We start from the raw sequence: 21,955 nt of genomic DNA, 5'->3' as shown, positions 1-21,955 counted from the left end.
GGTTGTCTCCCGACAACCCCTATTCTTTGTTAACCTTAAATCTAATACCATGAAAAATACACTACAAAGATACGGAGAATTTTTATACTACCAAACTTTTGCAAAGAAAAATCAAAAATCCTTTAACTGATCTTTAATATCTTGGGTGTGAAATAAAGACTTCATTCCATTTATCTTGTTGTAAATCAAGAGGGTGCATGTGTCGTTGTAGAGAGAGGAGTATTTATATTCCTCCTTGTTGTTCTGTTGGAGGTACCTAGAGAAAGGGGGATGATGAGAATTCCATAACTCCCGATTACCTAAGTTGATAGAATCCTACCCTCGTCTACTAAGACCTTTGGGCGGGAGGAGTGATCTTAGCAAGTAAGCTGGGTAAATGGGAGACTGACTTTTGTTGAGGAATATTTGGGTGCGTGTGCTAACTTGCTTGGTATGATGGAGGAGGGCTCTTGTAAATACGCCTATTTAGGACGTTTGGAAGGGGATCGTTGCGAGTTACCATAGTTCGCCTTTGCGAGTTATGGTAACTCGCTCGAAAGAGTTACGGCAACTCGTTTGGACAACTTATGGTAACTCGTTGTGACGAGTTATGGTAAGTCATTGAGCTGTATTTTGTGACCTATTCAATCTTTCTTATTATCAGCTGGTTATCGTGTTGTTTTGTAGAGATGGATACTTCATAGGGTTGATGGTGACGTATGCGGTGTCGTAATCCTAGGGGTACTGTATTGTATGGCTACAGTAGGCTCTGCTGTTGGTAGGGGCAGGATAATGCTGTGGGTATCGTAGAGGAGAGGAGAAGAAAGGCTGAATACTACAATACAATGGCGTATCTTTGCCTATAATGATGAGGCAGGAGGACTACAAATGGAGCAGGATAGCTATTGGACATTAGTTGCAGAGGCACGAGGAGAGTATTCGGAGAAACGAAGCCGTTTCTTGGCGTTTGCTTTTCCCGTAGAGGATGAGTCTGCAGCTATGGGGCGAGTGGAGGAATTTCGAGCTAAGTACTACGATGCTCGTCATGTATGCTGGGCATACCGGCTTGAGCCAGCGGGGGAGCGAACACGTAGCAATGATGATGGGGAGCCTTCGGGTACAGCTGGACGACCGATCCTTGGGATTTTGGTTTCGCAGGGACTGACGAATGTCATTGTCCTTGTGGTGCGCTATTTCGGTGGAGTAAAACTTGGGACGAGTGGTCTTATTGAAGCGTACCGAGAGGCAACTTTGTCCGCTCTAGATGGGGCGGAGCGTCGAGAGGTAATCCTAAGCAAAGAGTGCTCCATCTGGTTCCCTTACGACTTGATGGGGATTGTGATGCGACAAGTCAAGGAGCTAGACGCAGTGATACTAGAGCAAGACTTTAGGGAGTCATGCCGCCTCTCCCTCTCGGTGCGAGCTGGGAAGTTCGCAGAGCTAGAGAGCCGAATGGGACGTATCTACGGTGTGGAGCTCCTGCCTTAGCTCTTGGATGGTTTTGCCTAAAAGGGGATGGTATTGATCTGGGGCAATCTCCACTAAAGGATCAAGTACAAAGAGACGACGATGTAACAAAGGATGGGGGATGGTGAGGCGAGGATCGTGTAATGTGAGGTCGTCGTAGAGGAGAAGATCAATGTCGATAGGGCGGTCTTGGTAGACACCGAGATGGCTCTTTTCTTTTCTCCCTAATGCTCGTTCAATAGCTTGGGTTTGATCCAGTACCTCATAAGGAGAGAGGTTAGTTGTAACCTTCACTGCGATATTCAGGAATGGATGGTTGCTCTCGAAGCCCCAAGGTTGTGTTTCAAAGAAAGAAGAGACGCTATCCACATGTCCGATGGACGTGTGGATAGCGTCAATTGCTTTTTCTAGAAGGACCCTGCGATCCCCCTCATTACTACCTAGAGATAGATAGAGCTGGGGCATCGGAGCTTATCGTCTAGTCGATGATGAGCATAGCGTCACCATAGGCACCGAAGCGATACTTCTCCTTGATGGCTACTGCGTAGGCATTCATTGTCTCTTCGTATCCACCGAAAGCTGCTGCCATCATGAGGAGGATAGACTTGGAGAGGTGGAAGTTGGTCACGAGGGCGTTGGGGACGTTGAAGTCGTATGGAGGGAAGATGAAGCGACTTGTCCAGCCATCGAAGACCTTGATATGCCGCTCTGTGCCAGCTGCCGTCTCCATAGCACGTAGCACGGAGGTACCAATGGCACAGATATTACGCCCTGCGTCACTTGCTTTATTCACTATGGTACAAGCAGTCTCTGGGACGATGATCTGCTCGCTCTCCATCTTATATTTTGTCAGATCCTCTACGTCAATATCTCGATAATTCCCGAGCCCGTTGTGTACGGTGATGAAGGCCTTATGGATGTCCTTAATCTCCATGCGTAGTAAGAGTTCTCGACTGAAGTGGAAGCTCGCAGCAGGTCCTACGACGGCCCCTTCATTCTCAGCGAAGAGGGATTGGTATCGGTGTGCATCATCGTTATTTGGACTACGATTGATGTACTTGGGGAGCGGTGTCTCACCCATAGCATAGAGGATGCGGCGGAATTCTTCGGAGTTGCCATCGTAGAGGAAGCGAAGGGTACGTCCACGGGAGGTGGTATTATCAATGACTTCCGCTACGAGTTCGTCATTCTTGCCGAAATAGAGTTTGTTACCGATCCGAATCTTGCGTGCAGGGTCAACGACGACATCCCATAGCTTGAGCGCAGGATTAAGTTCGCGCAGGAGGAAAACCTCAATCTGAGCACCCGTCTTCTCCTTGTTGCCGTACATGCGAGCAGGGAAGACCTTGGTGTCGTTGAAGACAAAGACGTCATCCTTCTGGAAGTACTCTAGGATGTCCTTGAACTGTCGATGCTCGATCTCACCAGTCTTCTTGTGTAGCACGAGCATACGTGATTCGTCGCGGAAGGTTGCAGGCTTCTTGGCGATCAGGTTCTCAGGAACGTCGAGCTCAAAGTGACTTAGCTTAGTATCCTTCATTTCAATCTATATTGTAAGGGAGTTTTATTCATTCGTTGTATCTAGTGGTGCAACATGCTGGTGGAGGAACGATTGGATGTCCTCTACTCGGTAGCAGTCCGCAAGGGTGAACTCTCCAACGCGTGTACGGCGAAGAGCCGTGAGATGTCCACCAGAGCCTAAGGCAAGGCCTATATCACGAGCCAAAGCACGGATATAAGTACCCTTGCTACAGACGACACGTATCTGTATATCGGGAAGGGTATAGTCGAGCAACTCAATCTCATCAATGACTAGGGTCTTAGCCTTTAGCTCAAAGTCTCGTCCCTTTCGTGCAAGGTCATAGGCTCGCTTACCATCTACTTTTACAGCAGAGAATGCAGGTGGGACCTGCTCTATTGTGCCAACGAAGCCTTGTAATCTCTCAAGGACGAGTTCGCGAGTAATGTGATCTGTTGGGAAGAATGCATCGGGTTCGCTCTCCATATCATAGGTGGGGGTCGTCTGCCCAAGGCGAATATTGGCGATGTACTCTTTTCTCCCTTCTTGTAGCTGAGGTATCTGTTTGGTATGCTTGCCAGTACAGAGGATCATCACTCCTGTTGCTAGTGGGTCAAGTGTGCCTGCGTGACCAACCTTCAGCTTGCGTATACCGAGGAAGCGGCATGCCTCATATCGGAACTTATTAATAAGACTAAACGAGCTCCACGTCAGAGGCTTATCGAGTGCTATGGTAGCTCCAGCTATGAGGTCCAGCTTCTCCATTTAGCTAAGTGAGATATTCGCTCCGAGTAACAAGACAATAGCCACGCCTACAGAGAGCAGTATGCGATAATAGCCAAAGGCACGGAAGCCATACCGAGTAACGAAGTCGATGAAGAACTTAATCGCGAGTAGTGCGACGAGGAAAGCCACAACGTTCCCAATCAGTAGCGTTTGCCAATTCTCTTGGAAAACCTGCATGCCAAGCTCCTTGTAGAGCTTATAGCCCTTGAGTAGCGTGGCTCCAAACATCGTAGGTACAGCGAGGAAGAACGAGAACTCAGCAGCTTGTCGCCTCGTTAGCCCTTGTTGCATACCGCCAAAGATGGTAGCCATCGAACGAGATACCCCAGGAATCATCGCTAGGCATTGAAACAATCCGATGATGAAGGCATTGGTAACTGTTACGCGCTTCTCACCCTTTGCTCCAAAGATCCGATCGAAGTAGATCATCAAGATTCCTCCGAGGGAAAGCATAGCCAGTACGACCCAGGTATTCCCTAGGAGAGCATCGATTTGATCATTGAGAAGCCCCCCAAGCACTGCTGCTGGGATGCAGCCCACAATCATCAGAGCATATAGTCTCCATCCCCCAAGACTCGTAGTCTCATCAGGGTGAAAGCCTAGGATAGGAAAGGGGAGAAAGCGACGGAAATAGAAAATAACGACCGATAAGATTGCCCCAAACTGGATCATGACAGTGAAGGCCTTTAGGTACGCTGTACTCTCCATCCCGAGTATCCCCTCGGTTAGGATCATGTGTCCCGTAGAGGAAACAGGGAGAAACTCCGTCAGTCCCTCGACGATCGCTAGGATGATGCTCTCAAGGATGGTCATTACTTGGTGTCCTCCTCTCCCTTACTCTGTGTCGGATTGGCTAGGATCGCATAGCCCATCAGCGCGAAGCCGAGTACACAGATGATTGGGGCGATGATGATACGTCTAGCGCTGAAGATGTCAGCACTGAAAGCTGTGGGATCTTCACTTGCTCCACCAGACATGAGGATAAAGCCCACGATGATGAGTAGTGCAGATACCCCCATGAGGATATAGTTCTTTTTACTGTAAAGCATAGCTGAATATGCTGAGTTAAATGCGAAGTGAGAGTATTAGATGAGGTGGATTTTACCCTCATCCATATGGATGTACTTGCGTGTTGCTCTCCAAGAGGAAATGAGGCTTACCAGCACCCCCACTAGTGGAATGGCTAGGATGACTCCTACAAGTGGAAGCCTTGGGCATATCGCCAGAAGGTCAAAGCCCAAACCTCGGTACACCCCAAAGATAGCCCCAGCAAGTAGCCCCAGCGCAATCAGAGCTCCAACCAGAGCATCTAGCATTGCTCTCTGGATGAACGGCCAAGCGATGAAGCTTGCTGTAGCACCGATGAGCGAGAGCGTACGTATGCGCATACGCTGAGAGTAGATGATAAGACCTGTGGCTGTATTGATTTGTAGGAAGCTGACCAAGAGGTGTAGCCCAAGGAAAATCCACAGGACGAGACGTATCGTCTGGAGGTTACGTGAGGCTGAGGCCCATTCGCCCTCCTGCTCTTGTAGACCTTCTGCCGTCTTGAGTAACGGATTGGACGCGGTGATTTTACGCAGACTATCGGGGTGCGTGTATTCTGCCCGCAGGTAAATCTTAGCCATTGGCTGTAGAGGATTGTAGCCAAGGACTTTGGTTGGGTCTTCACCCAGTACTTCGGCTAGACTACGTGCCGCACTATCCGGTGTAATCAATTCGACGTCTCGTACATAGGGGAGGCTGCGTAGCTCCTGTGTGAGCTTGCTTGTCTCGGTTTGCTCCTGGCTAGGAAGCTCAATGGTGAAGGCTACACGCTCACGCACCTCGTGGCTCAGACCTTGCTCGAGGACATAGACTAAGCCTAGAGCACCGAGCATAAAGAGGGTCACGGTGATGCTGATGAAGCTCAAAAGACGCGAATAGCGGAGCGTCGAAGATTGTTTTGTACGGGGTACACCCATTCTATTCTATATGCGTAGCCTGTTCTACCTAATTCATAGCCCATTGCTCCTCCCCTTGGAGGTACAGAGCAAAGACTTTCCTTCCTAAGCAGGAGCAAGCCATGAGACATAATCCCCTGCTTATCCAACCGAGAGTAAGAGCCTTACTTTACTTTGTGGATAGACCAAGGGTAATTTGCATGCAAAGATAGACATTATCGCCCATTCAGTCGTTTTCAGCTCATTGAGAGAGCAGGAGCTCTCCTCTTATTTTAATTGGGGGTGGGTCCACCAAGGGCTTGCACCAATTCTCCTTAGCTCTCTAACTAGCCTTGCCTGGGGTAGACAGACACGCTCTCTTGGTGATTCTTGTAACTGATTTATTAATAGTGAGTTCCTCTTGTGTAAAACATATGCCTCAACGAGTTATGGTAACTCGCTTTAGAGAGTTATGGTAACTCCTTGTAACGACTTATGGTAAGTTGTCATGACGACTTATGGTAACTCTTTGTGACGAGTTATGGTAACTCGTTGATACTCCTTGTGGGGATGTTTGTATCAATTTGATAATCAATTCTTTATGTCTTTTTCGTATAAGGGATGGTGGACATGTCCAATGTGCAGATATCCCTTGGTCAAAATATTTTTATCTTTGCTCTGGTCTCTGTTGCTTTAATAAAAACAGGAAGAGATTAGGCTGATGTGTGGGGAGAGGAGTTTCCTTTGAGATAACGCTTCAATACTAAAATACTAAAGTGCTAAGTCATAAACGAATTTTGTCTAATCATAAATAACACTGAAAACGATGAAAAGAGCATTACTATTGCTCCTATCCCTCTGTCTATGGACATTTGGAGCCTGGGCACAGGGAAGAACGGTCGCTGGGATTGTCGTAGACAAGACGAACGAGCCCATTATCGGAGCCAGCGTCAGAGAGATAGGCACTTCTAACGGGGTACTATCCGATGCTGAGGGGCGCTTTCGGCTGCAGCTACGGGGAGATAAGCTATCTCTCACCATCTCCAGTGTGGGGTATGAGTCACAAACAATCAACCTCACGGGAAGAGACCTCTCACAACCCCTGCGTATCCAGCTGAAAGATGAGTCGAAGCTCATTGACGAAGTAGTTGTTACAGCCTATGGTGGTAGGCAGCTACGAAGTAAAATGACGAACTCAATAGCTTCTGTGAAGAACGAAGCGTTGGAAAAAGGGCTCTTCTCTAATCCCGCTCAGGCACTCTCTGGTGCAGTCTCTGGGCTACGCGTGCAACAAACATCAGGTAGCCCGGGTGCAACACCTACGATTACCCTCCGCGGGGGGACGAACCTAGATGGTACGGGGTCTCCACTGGTCGTCATTGATGGACAAGTGAGGGGTGGTCTCAATGACGTCAATCCTGAGGATATCGAATCCATGGAGGTTATGAAGGATGCAGGTGCAACAGCCATCTATGGTGCACGTGCCAACAACGGTGTTATCCTCATCACGACCAAGCGAGGGAAAGCAGGCTTTAGTGAGATTCGCTTTAAAGCTAAGGTTAGTGCAAATACGTTCCGTGACCTCTATGAGTTCCTTGGCTCAGAGGACTATATCCGTATGCAGCGTCAGGCCGTCTGGAACTCCTCTCATATCTATAAGAATAGTCAGGGCAGATGGGTTGGTTTTGCTAACGATACCTCCTTATCAGGTACAGGAGGATATGGTACAGGCAACTCATACTTCGACGCCCAAGGGAATCCAACTGATGGGAACAAGGATGTGAAAGGGCTCTATGGACTCTATGAGTACAACGATAACCTTGCCTTCCTCCTCCAGCAGGGATGGAAGACCATGATCGACCCTGTGACAGGTAAGAAGCTGATTTACTCAGACTCAAATAACCTTCGTGAGGAGAATATCCGAGATATCGCACTTAGTCAAGACTACAATCTTAGCTTCACAGGTGGTAATGACCGAGGGAATTACTACGCTAACATTGGGTACAACCACAGCAATGGTAATGCCCGTGTGGACTGGTACAAGCGTATCAATTTTACCCTCAACGCTGATTATAAGATCCAGCCTTGGCTGACCTCAAGTTCTAGCCTGAACTTCACGCGAGCTGACTGGGATAATCTAGGCCTTGACGCCAACTTCTTCGGGCGAATGCTCGGGACACCTCCTACCTTCCGTGGTCGTAATGCGGCGGGAGAGAAGCTCCTCGGATTAAGTGGTGGCGATATCAACTTTAACCTTGTTAAGGACTCCTACAAGAACGATAAGAAGACAAATAAGTTTACACTTAACCAGACCTTTACACTTAATCTCCTTAAAGGTCTGAATGTCAAGGTCAGTGGTATATGGTTCTTTAGCCAGGCGTGGGAAGAAGGATTTCAAAAGGATAGGCTAGTATCTCCAGGTGTTTTCTATCGTACGCGATACTCCTCTGTCTCTGCCTCTGAGATGCTTGATCAGACATACAACGCTGTGCTGAACTACACTACGAGTATCCGAGATAAGCACAACCTCTCGGTAATGCTGGGGAGCGAGTACTACGACAGCTACATTAAAACACTGTCTGCCTCTGGGAAGAATGCGAAGTTTGATGACTTCTCTGCCCTACAATACACGAGTGATGAGAAAGGAGCACGATCTATTAAATCGGAGCATAGTCGTGAACGTATCCTCTCCTACTTCGGCCGAGTGAACTATGATTACCGAGGGCGTTACCTCCTCTCTCTCGTGTCTCGCTACGATGGATACTCGAAGCTAATCGATAACCGATGGGGCTTCTTCCCTGGAGTATCTGCTGGATGGGTCTTCACTAATGAGGAGTTCGTCAAGAAGTTTGATATTGGTAGTGTCCTTAATTTTGGTAAGCTACGCCTCAGCTATGGGAGCAACGGGAATGTGTCGGGCATTGGTCGATACACGCTCCAAGGTTCTTATGGACTGTCTCGCTACGGAGGCCGGGATGCCATCTCCATCTCGGGGCTACCTAACAGAGGACTCCTCTGGGAGAAGACCAATACTTTTGAAGTAGGTGCTGACTTAGGACTGTGGAATAACAGACTTACCCTTGGAATTACCTACTATAACCGTATCACCGATGATAAGCTTGCTGACATCACGCTCACATCACATACAGGCATTAGCTCGTATAAGTCCAACAACGGTAGGATACGAAACCGAGGCTTGGAAGTAGATATTAATGCTCGTATACTGAATACCAAAGAGTGGAAGTGGAATGCTAGCCTCAATGGAGCAATCAATAGGAACAAAATTCTCAAGCTCCCCCCAAATGGGCTAGAGCGTAACCGACAAGGTGCTTCTCAGGTCTATACGGGTAACGGCAATGAGAAGAACTGGGTCGGTGGATACCAAGAAGGGCAATCCCCGGGTGATATATATGGCTTCCAAGCTGATGGAATCTACCGCTCGGAGAGTGAGATACCAGAGAATCTGGTGGATCGTTATGCCCCGAAGCATCTCTATGGTCCCAAGGCTTGGCAATCTGCCGACCAATCGGAGAAGGATGCAGGTAAGATCTTGCCTATTCAGCCTGGAGACGTGCGCTGGAGAGACGTAAACGGTGACGGTGTCATTGATGAGTTCGATAGAGTGAAGCTTGGAAATAGTAATCCTTGGCTCACTGGAGGCTTCTCAACGTCTCTCACATGGAAGGATCTAAGCCTAAGCATACGACTCGATTACGCTATAGGGCATACGATCGTTGACCATCGTACCCCTTGGATCATGGGGAATATGCAGGGTACCTACAATACGATTAAGCAAGCTCGTGATAATACGTTTAGCGAGTCCAACCCAAACGCCAAGTATCCTCGCTACATGTGGGCAGACCAACTGGGTAAAGGGAACTACGATCGTACCTCTTCTCTATTCACCTACAAGGGGGATTACCTTGCTTTCCGAGAGATCTCTCTTTCCTATCGCCTTCCTCAGCGATGGACTAAGAAGGTTGCTATGAACAGTGTCGACCTATCCCTCACAGCCCAGAACCTTGGATATCTAACGGCTGCTAAGTATGTCTATACTCCAGAGCCAGGGGGAGATCCTTGGGGTGGCTACAGCTTGCCTCGAGTATTTGTCTTTGGGCTTAATGTCGGACTTTAATTATGATTACTTCTGCTATGAAAAGGAATCGCTTTATAGCCTTTGGGCTATTCGTCCTCTCTCTATTCATGGGCGTGTCTTGCAACAAGCTCCTTGACCTAAAGGCAATCGATGAATATACGGAAGGGAACTTTTGGAATACAAAGCCCCAGGTAGAGGCCTATCTTACCTCTATATATGGTAATGTACGTGGATCTTATTCCACAATGCGTGCCTTTGGTGAGCTACGAGCTGGGATGTTGAAGACTACCGTATCTACAACGGGAGAGAACCAATATGACGTGAACCTCAAGCTAAACCTACTTGATGCAAACCGTACGGGAGTAACGAACTGGGGTGGGCTATACGGCTTAATCCTCCGTGTAAACCTCTTCATCAAGAAGGTCAAGGAGGAATGCCCCTTCCTGACAGATGCAGAGCGTAAGGCCTATTTAGGTAGGGCTCATGGTGTGCGTGCCTTCTATTACTTTTTCCTATACCGTACCTACGGAGGAGTCGTTATAGAGACCGAGCCTAGAGTCGTCACAGAGGCAATAGACTCTCCAAGCAAGTTCTATAAAGAGCGATCTACAGCAAAGCAGACCTTGGACTTTATCAAGTCAGAGGTTGATCAGTCTGAGAGTCTCCTAGCAGGGGAGACACTAGGTTCTGGACCGAAGATAGACTGGTCGCTTGCAGCAACAAAGATGCTAAAGGCTGAGGTTTATCTTTGGTCTGCTAAGGTCACTACTGGAGACCACACGGCAGGTGGAGAGGCTGACTTACAAGTGGCAAAGGCAACACTTAACCAGATTATAAATAGTGGAGTCTACAGCCTCCTTCCCGAGTTCTCTAAGGTCTTTAGTACACAGAATAAGAATAATGCTGAGGTAATCTACAACCTCTACTTCGATAGAGAAGAGGCCACGAATGACTATGTGCTGTATATGTACCAGAAGGCACTGTTTGCTGGATCAGCCAAGGACAAGAATGGTGTTCTCCTACCAGGAGATCCCCTAGACTTGCGTGGTGAGGGGCGTCTCTTCAATGAGTACAAGTACTCGGTCGTTAAGGCTTTCGATGAGACAGATAGCCGTCGTTCTGCTACGTTCTTTGAGTTCTTTGTTGGGGCTACAGCTCCCTATAGCCCAGGTGCGGTAATGAAAAAGTATATGGGGCAGACTTATGCGGATGGTAAGCACGTCTTCGATAGTAATATCCTCGTGTACCGCTATGCAGATGCCCTTCTGATGCTTGCTGAGGTAAAGAATGGCCTAGGTGAAGATCCATCAACGGAGATCAATGCTGTGCGCAAGAGGGCCTATGGTACGCATTTCGCAGGGCATGAGTACACACATACGACCTTTGCTGCTGCTGAACTCGCAATCTTGCAGGAGCGGACTAAGGAGTTTGTGGGAGAGTATAAGCGCTGGTTTGACCTTATTCGTCTTCAGGATGCATCGAAAAAGCCATTGGTCTTCTCTGTTGAAGCCAACTTCCCCGAGGATCCTAACGAGGCCCAAGCTTCGAGACCTATCCTCTCTGCTTCGGAGGCTCATAAGGTGCTCTGGCCTCTTGATAGGACGATTGTAAATCAAGACCCAAAGATTACCCAGACACCAGGTTATGGTAGATAGCCTGTTCCCCTGAAAGCCAGAGGGCGACAAGACCATCGGTCTTGTCGCCCTCTACTTTTATACTCTTGCTGAGCTTCTTGTCTCTGCTAGAGGGGTAGGGGATGATATTTTCCCGCTACTACTTATTACGCTCGAGGATATTACCTACGGTCTCGATCTCGAGAGCGTGAGCTGCTCCGGTGATACCGATGGTACCGCTCATGAAAGCTGCTTGGGTAGACTCCTTGATAAGCCCAGATTCGATGAAGCTCTTGATGCCTGCTACGAGACGAGCCTTTTCGCAAGGCTCTTCACCTGCGTAGTGTGCGGTGACGCCGTAGCTGAGAGCAAGCTGACGAGATAGGGTCTCATCGTAGCAAACAGCACATACAGGTACAGTAGCACGGAAGGAGGAAAGGTAGCGAGCTGTACGACCCGTGAAGCTATCAGTGATGATGGCCTCGGTGTTGATTTGATCAACACTGCGGACAGCCTGCTTAGCTAGGAAGGCTGTCGTGGTGCTTACTTCCTTAGAGTAGGGTACTTCATCGTTGTAGTTTTCCTCGAGTGTAGCCTCTGCCTCGCGGATGATGCTAGCCATGGTCTGGACAGCCTCTAGAGGATACTTCCCGTTAGCAGTCTCACCAGAGAGCATGACAGCGTCGGTGCGGTAGTAGACAGCGTTAGCGATATCACTCACCTCAGCACGTGTAGGTAGGGGATTGTCAATCATCGTGTGAAGCATCTGTGTAGCTACGATGACGGGCTTCTTAGCTGCGATACACTTCTTGATGATCATACGCTGGATGCCTGGGACCTTCTCTGCGGGTACTTCGATAGCGAGGTCACCACGAGCGATCATGATACCATAGCAGGAGTCGATGATTTCGTCGATGTTGTCTACACCCTCCTGGTTCTCAATCTTAGCGATAATCTTGATGTCACTCTTGTGCTCATCAAGAATAGCTTGGATCTCCTCGATGTCTCTCTTGTTGCGAACGAAGGAGTGAGCAATGAACTCGATCTTCTGTGGGATGGAGTGTAGGATGTTACCACGGTCTTTCTCTGTGAGAGAGGGGAGGTCGATGCGGACGCCTGGTACGTTGACGCTCTTACGGCTACCGAGCTTACCGGTGTTCTGGCAGGTGGTATAGAGCTTATCCCCCTCTTTCTTCTCTACGACGAAGGCTAGAGCACCGTCGTCAAGGAGGATAGTCGCACCGACAGGTACATCGTGCACGAAGTTCACGTAGTTCACATTGATGACTTCGTTGTTGGTCTTAGCCTCGGGATTGGCCATGAAGACTACCTTGTCGCCAGTGTTGAATTGACGCTTGACTTCAGAATCTCCTTCGAGGACTGTGGTACGCACCTCTGGGCCCTTGGTGTCGAGTAGTACAGCGACATTAGGTGAGACAGCACGTGTATTTTCGATTACTTGGGTAATCCCTTCCTTGGTCATGTGCGCTGTATTCATACGCACGACATTGACACCAGCCTCTACGAGAGGACGTATGAACTCTACGTCACAGCGAAGGTCAGAGATGGTGGCTACGATCTTAGTCTTCTTCATAATTCCTTATAATGTAATAGTGTTACTTTATTTTATTCGTTTAGGTGGGGAGGGTAAGAAGGGTACTGCTACTTGCTCTGTTGGAGTAGGGTAGGGATGGATGCTAGGGCTAGGCGGTAACTATCCAGTCCAAATCCTGCGATGACCCCCACGCATGCCTCAGAGATGAGGGAATGCCTTCTCTGCTCTTCTCGTGCATAGATATTGGAGATATGCACCTCTAGGGTCGGAGGGGTGATTGCCCTAAGGGCATCAGCCAGAGCAAGGGAGGTATGGGAGTAAGCCCCAGCATTGAGTATGATTGCATCCACATGCTCATCATCGAGGGTGTATAGGCGGTCAATCAGCGCACCCTCATGGTTGGACTGGAAGTAGGTAATCTCTAGACTGTCGGAGAAGGCTGTACGCTGCTCTGCAAGCCAATCCTCCATAGACCTAGTTCCGTAGATCTCTGGCTCTCGCCTGCCGATACGTTGTAGATTTGGGCCATTGATGATCTCAACCCTTATCCTCCTGCCTGTTATGTCCATTGTCTTCTTACCTTTGCAAAGATAATTAAAATTCCCTTCGTGACTGATGTTACCTACCGATATAAGAGCAAAGTATCTATCCTATCTACGCTTTGAGCTGAACCTCTCTGCTAATACATGTCAGGCATACCTTTTTGACTTGGATAAACTCCTTAGCTATCTCGAGACCGAAGGGCTTCGCATAGATGACCTAGACTACCCACGCTTGCAGCACTTCGTATCCACACTATACGACTTAGGAATCAGTCCAAACTCCATCTCGCGCATCATTTCGGGGGTGAAGAGTTTCGGTCGATATCTGTTGCTCGAGGGATACCTAGATACTGATCCTACCGCTTTGCTTGAGGTACCTCGTAAGGGGCGATACTTGCCTACGGTCCTCTCTACTGAGGAGGTTGATTGTATGATAGAAGCATGCGGTCAAAAGGGAGGGGTAGAGGGAGCTCGAAATCGAGCCATCATAGAGGTGCTCTTCAGCTGTGGGCTACGTGTGAGTGAGCTATGCCAGTTGCGTTTCTCCGATGTCTTCCTAGACGAAGGTTACCTACGTGTATTGGGGAAGGGGAGCAAGCAGCGACTAGTTCCCCTTAGTCCCTCTGCTATCCAAGAGTTGACGACCTATTTAACCCATCCTGACCGACCCAAAGCTAAGCGCGGTCAAGAGGACTATATCTTCCTTAGTCGTATCGGTAAAGCGATCTCTCGCATCACTGTCTTTGTCTTTATCAAGGAAGCTGCCCAAGCGGCAGGCGTCAAGAAGACCATCAGTCCCCATACCTTCCGTCATAGCTTCGCCACTGCACTGCTTGAGGGGGGAGCAAACCTGCAGGCTATACAGCTCCTGCTGGGGCATGAGGATGTAGGGACGACAGAGATCTATACACATATCGACCGCACTCGACTGCGGGAGCAGATCGAGCGGTACCACCCTCGTAACCAGCGATGACTATTTGAGCAGCCCGAAGTAGGGTGATATACTCAGGTACGCCTCTATGTAGCTACTCATCCGATCTGCCGAATGGGGGTGCATCCATACGCCAGCAGATAAAGAGAGCGAATACTTCATACTCTCCATGATTCGATAGCTTGCGCTCAGAGAGAGGTACCTTGGATGATGGGAGTGAATGACCTGCCTACCTTTTCGCCCGACACTCTGGGCAAAGGGCACCCCGAGTACACCAATGAAATCGGTACCATACCAAAGACCCATCTTCGCCTGCCACCTTCGCCATCTTGCCTCACTCTCTGCGTAGATTCCCCAGCCTTCGTTCACGGAGTAGTGCTCACCCCGCTGTGTATAGCTCAGAGCGAAGGCTGATGTGCGCCAAGAGAGGGGGGCCTCCATGACCTTAAATTGGTGTTCGTAGCTTATCCCTAGAGCAGTGTTTAGCCAGGTATGTACCGTGTCTGCCTGTTGATTCAGCACGCCTCCCCTATGGTGTGCCAGAGCTTGTAGCTCTAGCCCTAGACTAGAGATGCTACTCAGGGGGAAGCGGTGACGTGCTGTAAGTCCAAAGATAAAGGCCTCGGGATGTGCCTCCCCACGGAAGATAAAGCTCCGCCAATCAACCCATGTATCTATTTTCGTTCGCTCACCTAGATATTTAATCTGAAGTCCTGTTTCCTCATCAGCTGTGAGGTTAAGCTCGGGATTGTAAAGAGGCTCTATGAGTTCGTGCTTCGCTCCTCCCTCGAGTCCTCCGAGGAGGATAGCCAGCCCCTTGGTAGGGAGTATAGATGCTTGGAAGAAGGGACGCAAGCGGAACTTCGTGTATCGCTCCCCTTCGCCATTCCAGTAGGGCAAGTCAAGGTAGGCCATGGCGGAGGGGTAGCGTGATGCGCCCCAATAATAAAGGTTGGACACGCCAAGCCGTAGCTCTACGGGGAAAGAAGTGTTGGGGCGAAAACCGAGGTCAGCACGAAAGCGGTAGCCTGGTAGCGTGTAGTCTGCTATGAGGTCGGAGGCATATTCATTGTTGCGGAAGAAAGCCTCAGCCAAGAGCCGTAAGGATAGTCGATCACCGAATGCGTCGAGTGTGGTGCGCGATGGTACCTCTGCCTGGTAGTTCCCTTGTGCCATGAGATGGGGGGCTAGGCATAGGCACATGAGGGTGCAGAGGGCATGGATTAAGCGCATCATTTGGTCGTGACTATTCTCTACAAAGATAGGGCGTTTTTCATTTCTGTTTCCCTCGTTATGGGGTTGGTCACGTGCTCTTGTAGCACGAGCTGCGCTCTCTAAGGTCGCCTAGCCCAGGATCTCCCCGAGGTGCTTGTTGAGACCCATGCATGGGGTGGAGAGGGAACCCATGCAAGCATTGCCTAGGATCCCCTTGCATGGGTTCCTGTGCCATCCTTGCATGCCCTTCTTTTTGTCTCTTACGTCCGTCTCCTTCACCTACTGTGATACATAAAGGCTAGAGAGAAGGCAAGGGATGGAGAGCTAAGAGCTGACCTCTTCACGTGGAGGCGATACCAAGAAGAAGGTCAGGCCACACCATAGGTATACCGTATGATGTAGCCTGACCTTGAGATAAGGGGTGAGGAGGCTCAGTTGGTCTGCCCTAGCGAGGGTAGCGTGATGAGCCTCAGAGGGGTGTTACCAGACGAGGACACGATCCTTGGGGGCTATGTACATCTTGTCCTTGGGCTTGATGTCAAAGGCCTTGTAGAAGGTATCAATGTTCTTCAGTGCTTGATTGACACGTAGGAGACCGATGCTGTGTGGGTCGATCTTCGTCAGACGACGTACCTCTGCCTCAGTGATATTCTGCCCCCAGAGGCGAGCGTAGGCAATGTAGAATCGCTGAGCAGGGGTGAGACCCTCTAGCTTCTGAGTGCTCTTGCCCTCACCGGCTAGTTGGAGTGCTAGGTAGGCGATGGTAAGCCCCCCTTGGTCGGCGATGTTTTCGCCGAGGGTTAGCTCCCCGTTGGCATGGAGACCTGGAGCAACGATGTTTGCAGAGAATTGCTTGGCAAGGCGTTGTGTGGTTGCCTCGAACTTCTTCCTATCCTCTGCTGTCCACCAGTTATTCATGTTGCCGTCCTTATCAAAGTTGGATCCTTCGTCATCGAACCCATGGGTCATCTCGTGACCGATAACGACGCCAATCGCACCATAGTTAACAGCATCATCAGCATCCATATTAAAGAATGGAGGCTGGAGGATACCTGCAGGGAAGCAGATCTCATTCGTCGTTGGCATGTAGTAGGCATTAACCTCCTGCGGGCTCATGAGCCATCTAGTCCGATCGACAGGCTTGCCCAGGTCGCTGAGGTTATCGGCCTGCATGAAGCGAACCATCTCTTGTAGGTTCTCGTAGTAGGACTTTGCTTCGTCGATGTTCATAGAGCTATAGTCCTTCCACTTATCGGGATAGCCAATCTTGACAACGAAGCTACTGAGCTTGTCTAGGGCTCTTTGCTTGGTCTCTGCACTCATCCATGATAGACCTTTCACACGTTGAGCCAAAGCCTTCTGGAGGTTCCCCACGAGCTGTAGCATGCGCTCCTTAGCCTCTGGTGAGAAGTAACGCTTCACATACGCCTGTCCTAGAGCTTCACCCAGAGCCCCTTGGACGATACCAAGGCTACGCTTCCAACGTGGGTGCATCTCCTTACGACCACTGAGCTGCTTCCCGAAGAAGTCGAACTTAGCCTCCGCAAACTCATCGCTAAGTGCCTCGGCTGCACCACTAACCGCACGAGCTAGGAGGTAGTCTTTAAGCTCGTCAATGGATGTGGATGCATACCATTTGCTGAAGGCCTTGAAGAAGTCCAGCTGGGAGAAGTTTGCAGTCTCCAGCGTAAGACCGCGGAGGTTGAGGTAGGTGACCCAATCAAAGCCTTGGAAGTCACGCGTAAAGTCCTTGATGCGGACGATGTTGTAGTTCCGCTCGGAGTTGCGTAGCTCGGTATTGGAGTAAGAGAAGCGTGCTAGCTCCGTCTCGAGCTTGAGGGTGTTGGCTGCGATGCGCTCTGCCTCGTTTGCTCCAAAGCCTGCTAGGGTGAGTACACGGATGAGATAAGCCTTGTAACCCGAGCGTATCTTCTGCATGTCTTCACCCTCCTCTACATAGTAGTCCCGAGTATGAAGACCGAGTGAGGTCTGACGCAGGATGAAGATATTCATCGTGCTGTTTTTCTCATCTGCTGCTACGTATGAGGAGAAGAGAGCCCCATCACCATACTTCTGGTCTTGCAGAGCCATCAAGCGCAGGAGGTCAGACTTATCCTTGAGTGTCTGGATCTGCTCTAGCTCGGGTTTGAGGGGTGCAGCACCAAGGCGATTGCGTGTGAGGCTATCCATCGCTTGGTTGTAGAGTACCGCTATGCGGTAGTCGTTGGTGCCTCGGGTCTGAGGGCGTGTGGTAATCTCCTCGATGATTTTATGGATCTGAGATGTCATGGTATCGCTGAGTACGTCGAACGTACCGAAGCGACTATAAGCAGGCTTGAGAGGGTTCTTGCGAATCCACCCACCATTGACATAGTGGTAGAAGTCGTTCTGTGGGCGAACGGACTTGTCCATGTCTGCGAAGTTAATCGCAGGTGTCTTAGTCTTGCTCTGCGCACTCATTGTGATGCTACTTCCTTGGGCTAGTAATGCTCCCAGCGCAAGGGTAAAGATGCTTGTTCGTATTTTCATAAGAGAGAATATTCTATTTCGTACTTGTTTCTAGCCAGAGACCCATATTTAAAGCTTATGCCTAGGGTCTGGAGTGTGGTAATGCCTATATACATATACCATTGCTTCTGTCTTTCATACTCTACGAGAGGGACTCGAAAGAGTAATCTCGATATCTGCTAAACGGATAGTGAGGAAAGAGACTATAGAGGAAGGGTCTTGCTTCTCAGCCAAGCTGATTCTTCGGCAGAGAGATCTGGGGAGAGGGTCTGGTAGACACGCTCTTGATAAGCGTTGTACCAAGTAATCTCTTCAGATGTGAGTAGCTCCTTCTTGACTAGAGAGTTATCTAGGAAGCAAAGGGTCACAGTCTCGAAGCCAAAGAAACGACCGAACTCAGTCTCTTCACGAAGCTCTGTCACGACAAGATTCTCGATGCGAATACCATACTTGCCTGAGCGATAGATACCAGGCTCGTTGCTGGTAATCATCCCAATCTCTAGCTCTGTTGGGTTAACCTCCGTGCGGATGTTCTGTGGCCCTTCATGTACATTGAGGAAGTATCCTACGCCATGCCCTGTGCCATGCCCATAGTTTAGCCCACGATCCCATAGAGCCTTACGAGCGAGGATATCTAGTTGGCTACCTCTAGTACCCTCGGGGTACTTTGCTAGTGCGATTTGGATATGCCCCTTTAGGACAAGTGTGTAATCGGTACGGACTTCGTCGTCAGGTGTGCTCAGGGCAATCGTACGCGTGATGTCGGTTGTACCATCCAAATATTGACCTCCGCTGTCTAGGAGCAGGATGCCTTCGCTGCGTACTGTTGCGCAGCCTTTTTCTGGCGCACGATAGTGGACAATGGCACCATTTCCCTTGTAGCCACATATCGTGGCAAAGCTATCGCCGTAGAAGTTCTTCCCCTTGGCTCGATAACCATTAAGGTAAATGTCTAGCTCGTGCTCTGTGTAGGTCTCTCCGCGTTGAAGAGCCTCCTCAAGCCACTTAAAGAAGCGGGTTAAGGCGACACCATCACGAGCCATTACTTGACGTAGGTTAGATAGCTCAGTATCGTTCTTGATCGCCTTGAGCTGTGTGAGGACTGATACTCCGAAGATCTTACGACAGTGCTCTGGAATCTGTGAGAAGAGGCGATGAGTGATGCGCTTCGTGTCGATGAGCAGGCGGATATCGCTTGGTAGTGACTTGATGAAGCTGTCGATCTCGGTGTAAGGCTTGATATGGATGCCATTCTTTGTGAGCTGATCTCGTACCTCAGGGGTTACCTTCTCGGGTATAACGAAGAGAATGGCTTCCTTCTCACCAATGTAGCCGAAGCCCATCGCTACGGGGTTATAACTCACGTCATAGCCACGGATGTTGAAGACCCATGCGAGCTCATCAACCATCGTGATGATAGTTGCATTTGCTCCTTGCCCCTTGAGTCGGTCACGAATCTCTTGGATGCGCTGGGCAGATGTGCGACCAGCGTACTCTTCGGGATGAAGGAAAATAGGTTTGTCGGGGATCGAAGGTCTATCCCTCCATACTGCTTCGAGGAGGTCTTGGCAGAGGTGATATTCTATCCCATAGACCGCTAACTTGCGCTTGGTGTCGTCTGCCTCTTGTGCTGAAAGACATGCACCATCGGCAGCTACTACGTCTCCTGCTTTTAGTTCGCTAGAGAGGAAGGCTTCTATACTTGGTACGCCTGGGACACCCATCTTAAAGAGATCAATGGTTGATCCCTCAAGCTGTGTAGTGGCTTGTAGGAAGTAGCGTGAGTCAGTCCAGAGACCAGCCTTATTGAGGGTGACGACGACCGTACCTGCAGAGCCATTGAAGCCACTGATCCAGCTTCGTCCTTGCCATCTAAGTGGTGTATATTCGCTCAGATGAGCATCTGAGGAGGTGATGATGTAGGCCGAGATATTCCTTGCTTTCATCTCCTGGCGTAGGAGAGCTAAGCGTTCTGTGATTACACTCATAGCTATTGATGTTTAGACGTAATATGATGTTTTGTTTTCTTACTCTTTGGTCTGGTGCTCCTTGCGTAATAGGTCATTCACTTCCTTGACCGGGTTGAACGTCTCTAGGGGAACTTCCACAAAGATGGTGTTCCAGTCATGCATTGCACCATTCCATAGGCCTGGTAGCTCTAGAGCTCTCAGCTCTCGTCCTCCCACACTCTTGTTTGCGATGAAGGCCGTACGAGGATTGACGTATTTTGTCAGATCAAAGGGGGTACCCTTGTAATCACGTATGGAGCAGACGAGGTCTACGGGGTTGAAGTATCCCCCTGCCTCAAAGTAGGCACGTTGCTCTGCCTCCTCCATGTTAATCTGAGTGCTCTCCAGTATTTGCAGGGAGCTACTCCCATCCAGATCCCGTATGATGAAGGGGCCACCACCAGGTTCACCCTCATTACGTACCATGCCACAGACACGTATTGGACGATTTAGCTTAGCTTGTATCCAAGTGCTGAGGCTTGTATCGTCATGCTCTAGTGTCTCAGGGGGACAGATGCAGAGCTGGCTTTGCATAAAGCTGAGGATTTCCTCTACGAGAGAGTGTGAAGGTTTCCCTCGGTCAAACTGTTTAAGATAGGCAAAAATCTGCTGACGCACGCCTATGAGAATACCCCCAAGGAATTTCTTATACATCACCGTTGCACTCTTGTACTGATCCAGCACGACGTTGTCAATATTCTTGATGAAAACGATGTCAGCAGGTAGAGCATTTAGGTTGCGAATCAGTGCGCCATGCCCCCCAGGGCGGAAGAGGAGTGTTCCATCTTCTTTACGGAAGAGCTTGCCGTCTGGGGTAAGCGCTAGTGTGTCGGTAGAGGGGAGTTGCTCGCTGAAGGAGATGTCGTAGAACACCCCATAGTGCTCTTCGTAGCTTACCTTGATCCGAGCAATCAGAGCCTCGAAATCCTTGCGATGCTCCGGTGAGACGGTGAAGTGTAACTGTACCTTACCATCGCGATCCTTGGCATAGAGAGCGCCTTCGACGAGATGCTCTTCAGCTGCGGTACGTGTGTAGCTGTTGTACTTGTGGAAGAGGAGAAGTCCTTTGGGTTTATTCCCATAGTTTAATCCCTTGGGGAGCAGCAGATTCTCGACGATTGCCTTATATTCTTCGCTAGCTAGGAGCTTGGGAATGGTCTTCCAGTTATTGCGTAGACAGACCTCATTGAGGCTGTCGTAAAAGGCAAAGCTACTTATATGGTCGAAGAAGAGCTGTTCGGCAGGTTTCTCTGGCTTGGTATAGGGTGCATCCAAGAAGCTGTAGAGCATCTTAAACATCCGAGAGGCAGCCCCCGAGGCAGGGATCATCTTGCAGACGGAGGCTTTCCCTGAAAGCAGGTATTCCTCCCAAAGATCCATATAACGTGCCTCTTGGTCGTGATCTACTCGGACAATCCCTTGCTCAAGCGAGGCGGAGGCCATGATATCAAGGTAGGGGAAACCACTACGGATATCGCGCACTTGTTCCTCGGCCTCTTCACTCGTGATGCCACGTGCCTGGAGCTCCTCTAGGTCTTGTGCGGTAAATAGTTCTTCTTCCATAAAATACTATGCCCTTGTATGGGAATACAATCCCCGAATGTGTCATCTCTAGCATACCCATCCACCCCCAATCTTTAGCAGGCTGATGCAAGAGAGCTTGGGGTAGATGATACCCGATGTTTGCCGTAAAGTTAGTGAATAAGTCCATACCTTGTTGCTAAAACTGTTTATGTTCCTAGCACGAAACACCGAGGTAGAGCAGTGAAGCTGGAGGGGTAAAGTAAAGCGGGGGCAAGAGCCTTAACGACTC

At 49.5% G+C, this 21,955-nt stretch carries 16 protein-coding genes; 4 read left to right on the top strand and 12 right to left on the bottom strand.

Going from position 1 to position 21,955, the window contains the following annotated elements; genetic code table 11:
• Window positions 1-867: 867 nt before the first annotated feature.
• The gene (locus HMPREF0636_RS02500) at window positions 868-1,467 is read left to right on the top strand and encodes an IMPACT family protein (protein WP_044168271.1); all 600 of its coding nucleotides are present in this window, start codon (window positions 868-870) and stop codon (window positions 1,465-1,467) included.
• Here HMPREF0636_RS02500 and folK read toward each other — a convergent pair.
• The 6 genes from folK to HMPREF0636_RS02470 are packed head-to-tail and all read right to left on the bottom strand — an operon-like array spanning window position 1,420 to window position 5,715.
• Window positions 1,420-1,911, bottom strand: a complete 492-nt coding sequence (folK, locus tag HMPREF0636_RS02495; RefSeq protein ID WP_044168270.1) for a 2-amino-4-hydroxy-6-hydroxymethyldihydropteridine diphosphokinase — start codon at window positions 1,909-1,911, stop codon at window positions 1,420-1,422. The two genes, HMPREF0636_RS02500 and folK, sit on opposite strands and share 48 nt — an antisense overlap.
• Window positions 1,912-1,924: 13 nt before the next feature.
• Entirely contained in the window at window positions 1,925-2,986 is a 1,062-nt protein-coding gene (gene queA / locus HMPREF0636_RS02490; RefSeq protein WP_005467206.1) for a tRNA preQ1(34) S-adenosylmethionine ribosyltransferase-isomerase QueA, read from the bottom strand.
• Window positions 2,987-3,010: 24 nt separating this feature from the next.
• Window positions 3,011-3,730 carry a tRNA pseudouridine(55) synthase TruB gene (gene truB, locus HMPREF0636_RS02485; protein WP_044168268.1) on the bottom strand — a complete coding sequence of 240 codons (720 nt, stop codon included), beginning with the start codon at window positions 3,728-3,730 and terminating at the stop codon, window positions 3,011-3,013.
• Window positions 3,731-4,564, bottom strand: coding sequence for an undecaprenyl-diphosphatase UppP (uppP, locus tag HMPREF0636_RS02480; RefSeq protein WP_044168266.1), 834 nt, complete (start codon window positions 4,562-4,564; stop codon window positions 3,731-3,733). It lies immediately after the preceding gene.
• Window positions 4,564-4,800: a DUF3098 domain-containing protein gene (locus HMPREF0636_RS02475; protein WP_044168264.1), complete on the bottom strand. Its 237-nt coding sequence runs from the start codon at window positions 4,798-4,800 to the stop codon at window positions 4,564-4,566. The genes uppP and HMPREF0636_RS02475 overlap by 1 nt, the downstream gene beginning before the upstream one ends.
• Before the next feature lie 36 nt (window positions 4,801-4,836).
• Entirely contained in the window at window positions 4,837-5,715 is an 879-nt protein-coding gene (locus HMPREF0636_RS02470; RefSeq protein WP_211235759.1) for a cell division protein FtsX, read from the bottom strand.
• 784 nt (window positions 5,716-6,499) lie between these two features.
• Between HMPREF0636_RS02470 and HMPREF0636_RS02465 the strand changes: the two genes are divergently transcribed.
• Window positions 6,500-9,808, top strand: a complete 3,309-nt coding sequence (locus HMPREF0636_RS02465; RefSeq protein ID WP_044168262.1) for a SusC/RagA family TonB-linked outer membrane protein — start codon at window positions 6,500-6,502, stop codon at window positions 9,806-9,808.
• 17 nt (window positions 9,809-9,825) lie between these two features.
• Window positions 9,826-11,424 carry a RagB/SusD family nutrient uptake outer membrane protein gene (locus HMPREF0636_RS02460; protein WP_044168292.1) on the top strand — a complete coding sequence of 533 codons (1,599 nt, stop codon included), beginning with the start codon at window positions 9,826-9,828 and terminating at the stop codon, window positions 11,422-11,424.
• A gap of 118 nt (window positions 11,425-11,542) precedes the next feature.
• On the opposite strand, the gene pyk is transcribed toward HMPREF0636_RS02460, so the two are convergent.
• Together pyk and HMPREF0636_RS02450 are read right to left on the bottom strand one after the other, a co-directional pair.
• Window positions 11,543-12,976 (bottom strand): pyruvate kinase, encoded by a 1,434-nt coding sequence (pyk, locus tag HMPREF0636_RS02455; RefSeq protein ID WP_044168261.1) that lies wholly within the window; start codon window positions 12,974-12,976, stop codon window positions 11,543-11,545.
• Between the two features lie 68 nt (window positions 12,977-13,044).
• Window positions 13,045-13,485 (bottom strand): type II 3-dehydroquinate dehydratase, encoded by a 441-nt coding sequence (locus HMPREF0636_RS02450; protein ID WP_044168290.1) that lies wholly within the window; start codon window positions 13,483-13,485, stop codon window positions 13,045-13,047.
• Between the two features lie 67 nt (window positions 13,486-13,552).
• On the opposite strand from HMPREF0636_RS02450, the gene HMPREF0636_RS02445 reads away from it, so the two are divergent.
• Window positions 13,553-14,452, top strand: a complete 900-nt coding sequence (locus HMPREF0636_RS02445; RefSeq protein WP_044168260.1) for a tyrosine recombinase — start codon at window positions 13,553-13,555, stop codon at window positions 14,450-14,452.
• Here HMPREF0636_RS02445 and HMPREF0636_RS02440 read toward each other — a convergent pair whose 3' ends face one another.
• The 4 genes from HMPREF0636_RS02440 to HMPREF0636_RS02425 form a co-directional block, all read right to left on the bottom strand.
• The gene (locus HMPREF0636_RS02440) at window positions 14,453-15,646 is read right to left on the bottom strand and encodes an LpxZ family protein (protein ID WP_248616857.1); all 1,194 of its coding nucleotides are present in this window, start codon (window positions 15,644-15,646) and stop codon (window positions 14,453-14,455) included.
• Window positions 15,647-16,105: 459 nt separating this feature from the next.
• Window positions 16,106-18,154, bottom strand: coding sequence for a M13 family metallopeptidase (locus HMPREF0636_RS02435; RefSeq protein WP_044168259.1), 2,049 nt, complete (start codon window positions 18,152-18,154; stop codon window positions 16,106-16,108).
• Between the two features lie 182 nt (window positions 18,155-18,336).
• On the bottom strand, window positions 18,337-20,121 hold the full coding sequence (locus tag HMPREF0636_RS02430) for an aminopeptidase P family protein (protein WP_044168258.1): 1,785 nt from the start codon (window positions 20,119-20,121) through the stop codon (window positions 18,337-18,339).
• Window positions 20,122-20,160: 39 nt separating this feature from the next.
• Complete coding sequence (locus HMPREF0636_RS02425; protein WP_044168255.1) at window positions 20,161-21,705, bottom strand: DUF4301 family protein; 1,545 nt, start codon at window positions 21,703-21,705, stop codon at window positions 20,161-20,163.
• Between the last annotated feature and the right edge of the window lie 250 nt (window positions 21,706-21,955).

Source organism: Porphyromonas catoniae ATCC 51270 (genome assembly GCF_000565015.1).
In the GTDB taxonomy this organism is placed as follows: domain Bacteria; phylum Bacteroidota; class Bacteroidia; order Bacteroidales; family Porphyromonadaceae; genus Porphyromonas; species Porphyromonas catoniae.
Note: the sequence above shows the minus strand (reverse complement) of the source record. Positions and strands in the feature narration are given on the sequence as shown.

Excerpts from the sequence above, each read along its gene's own strand:
- HMPREF0636_RS02475 (WP_044168264.1), bottom strand. The coding sequence starts at position 4,800 with ATGCTTTACAGTAAAAAGAACTATATCCTCATGGGGGTATCTGCACTA.
- HMPREF0636_RS02460 (WP_044168292.1), top strand. The coding sequence starts at position 9,826 with ATGAAAAGGAATCGCTTTATAGCCTTTGGGCTATTCGTCCTCTCTCTA.
- folK (WP_044168270.1), bottom strand. The coding sequence starts at position 1,911 with ATGCCCCAGCTCTATCTATCTCTAGGTAGTAATGAGGGGGATCGCAGG.
- truB (WP_044168268.1), bottom strand. The coding sequence starts at position 3,730 with ATGGAGAAGCTGGACCTCATAGCTGGAGCTACCATAGCACTCGATAAG.
- HMPREF0636_RS02500 (WP_044168271.1), top strand. The coding sequence starts at position 868 with ATGGAGCAGGATAGCTATTGGACATTAGTTGCAGAGGCACGAGGAGAG.
- HMPREF0636_RS02470 (WP_211235759.1), bottom strand. The coding sequence starts at position 5,715 with ATGGGTGTACCCCGTACAAAACAATCTTCGACGCTCCGCTATTCGCGT.
- uppP (WP_044168266.1), bottom strand. The coding sequence starts at position 4,564 with ATGACCATCCTTGAGAGCATCATCCTAGCGATCGTCGAGGGACTGACG.
- HMPREF0636_RS02445 (WP_044168260.1), top strand. The coding sequence starts at position 13,553 with ATGTTACCTACCGATATAAGAGCAAAGTATCTATCCTATCTACGCTTT.
- HMPREF0636_RS02440 (WP_248616857.1), bottom strand. The coding sequence starts at position 15,646 with ATGATGCGCTTAATCCATGCCCTCTGCACCCTCATGTGCCTATGCCTA.
- HMPREF0636_RS02435 (WP_044168259.1), bottom strand. The coding sequence starts at position 18,154 with ATGAAAATACGAACAAGCATCTTTACCCTTGCGCTGGGAGCATTACTA.
- HMPREF0636_RS02425 (WP_044168255.1), bottom strand. The coding sequence starts at position 21,705 with ATGGAAGAAGAACTATTTACCGCACAAGACCTAGAGGAGCTCCAGGCA.
- HMPREF0636_RS02430 (WP_044168258.1), bottom strand. The coding sequence starts at position 20,121 with ATGAGTGTAATCACAGAACGCTTAGCTCTCCTACGCCAGGAGATGAAA.
- queA (WP_005467206.1), bottom strand. The coding sequence starts at position 2,986 with ATGAAGGATACTAAGCTAAGTCACTTTGAGCTCGACGTTCCTGAGAAC.
- HMPREF0636_RS02465 (WP_044168262.1), top strand. The coding sequence starts at position 6,500 with ATGAAAAGAGCATTACTATTGCTCCTATCCCTCTGTCTATGGACATTT.
- pyk (WP_044168261.1), bottom strand. The coding sequence starts at position 12,976 with ATGAAGAAGACTAAGATCGTAGCCACCATCTCTGACCTTCGCTGTGAC.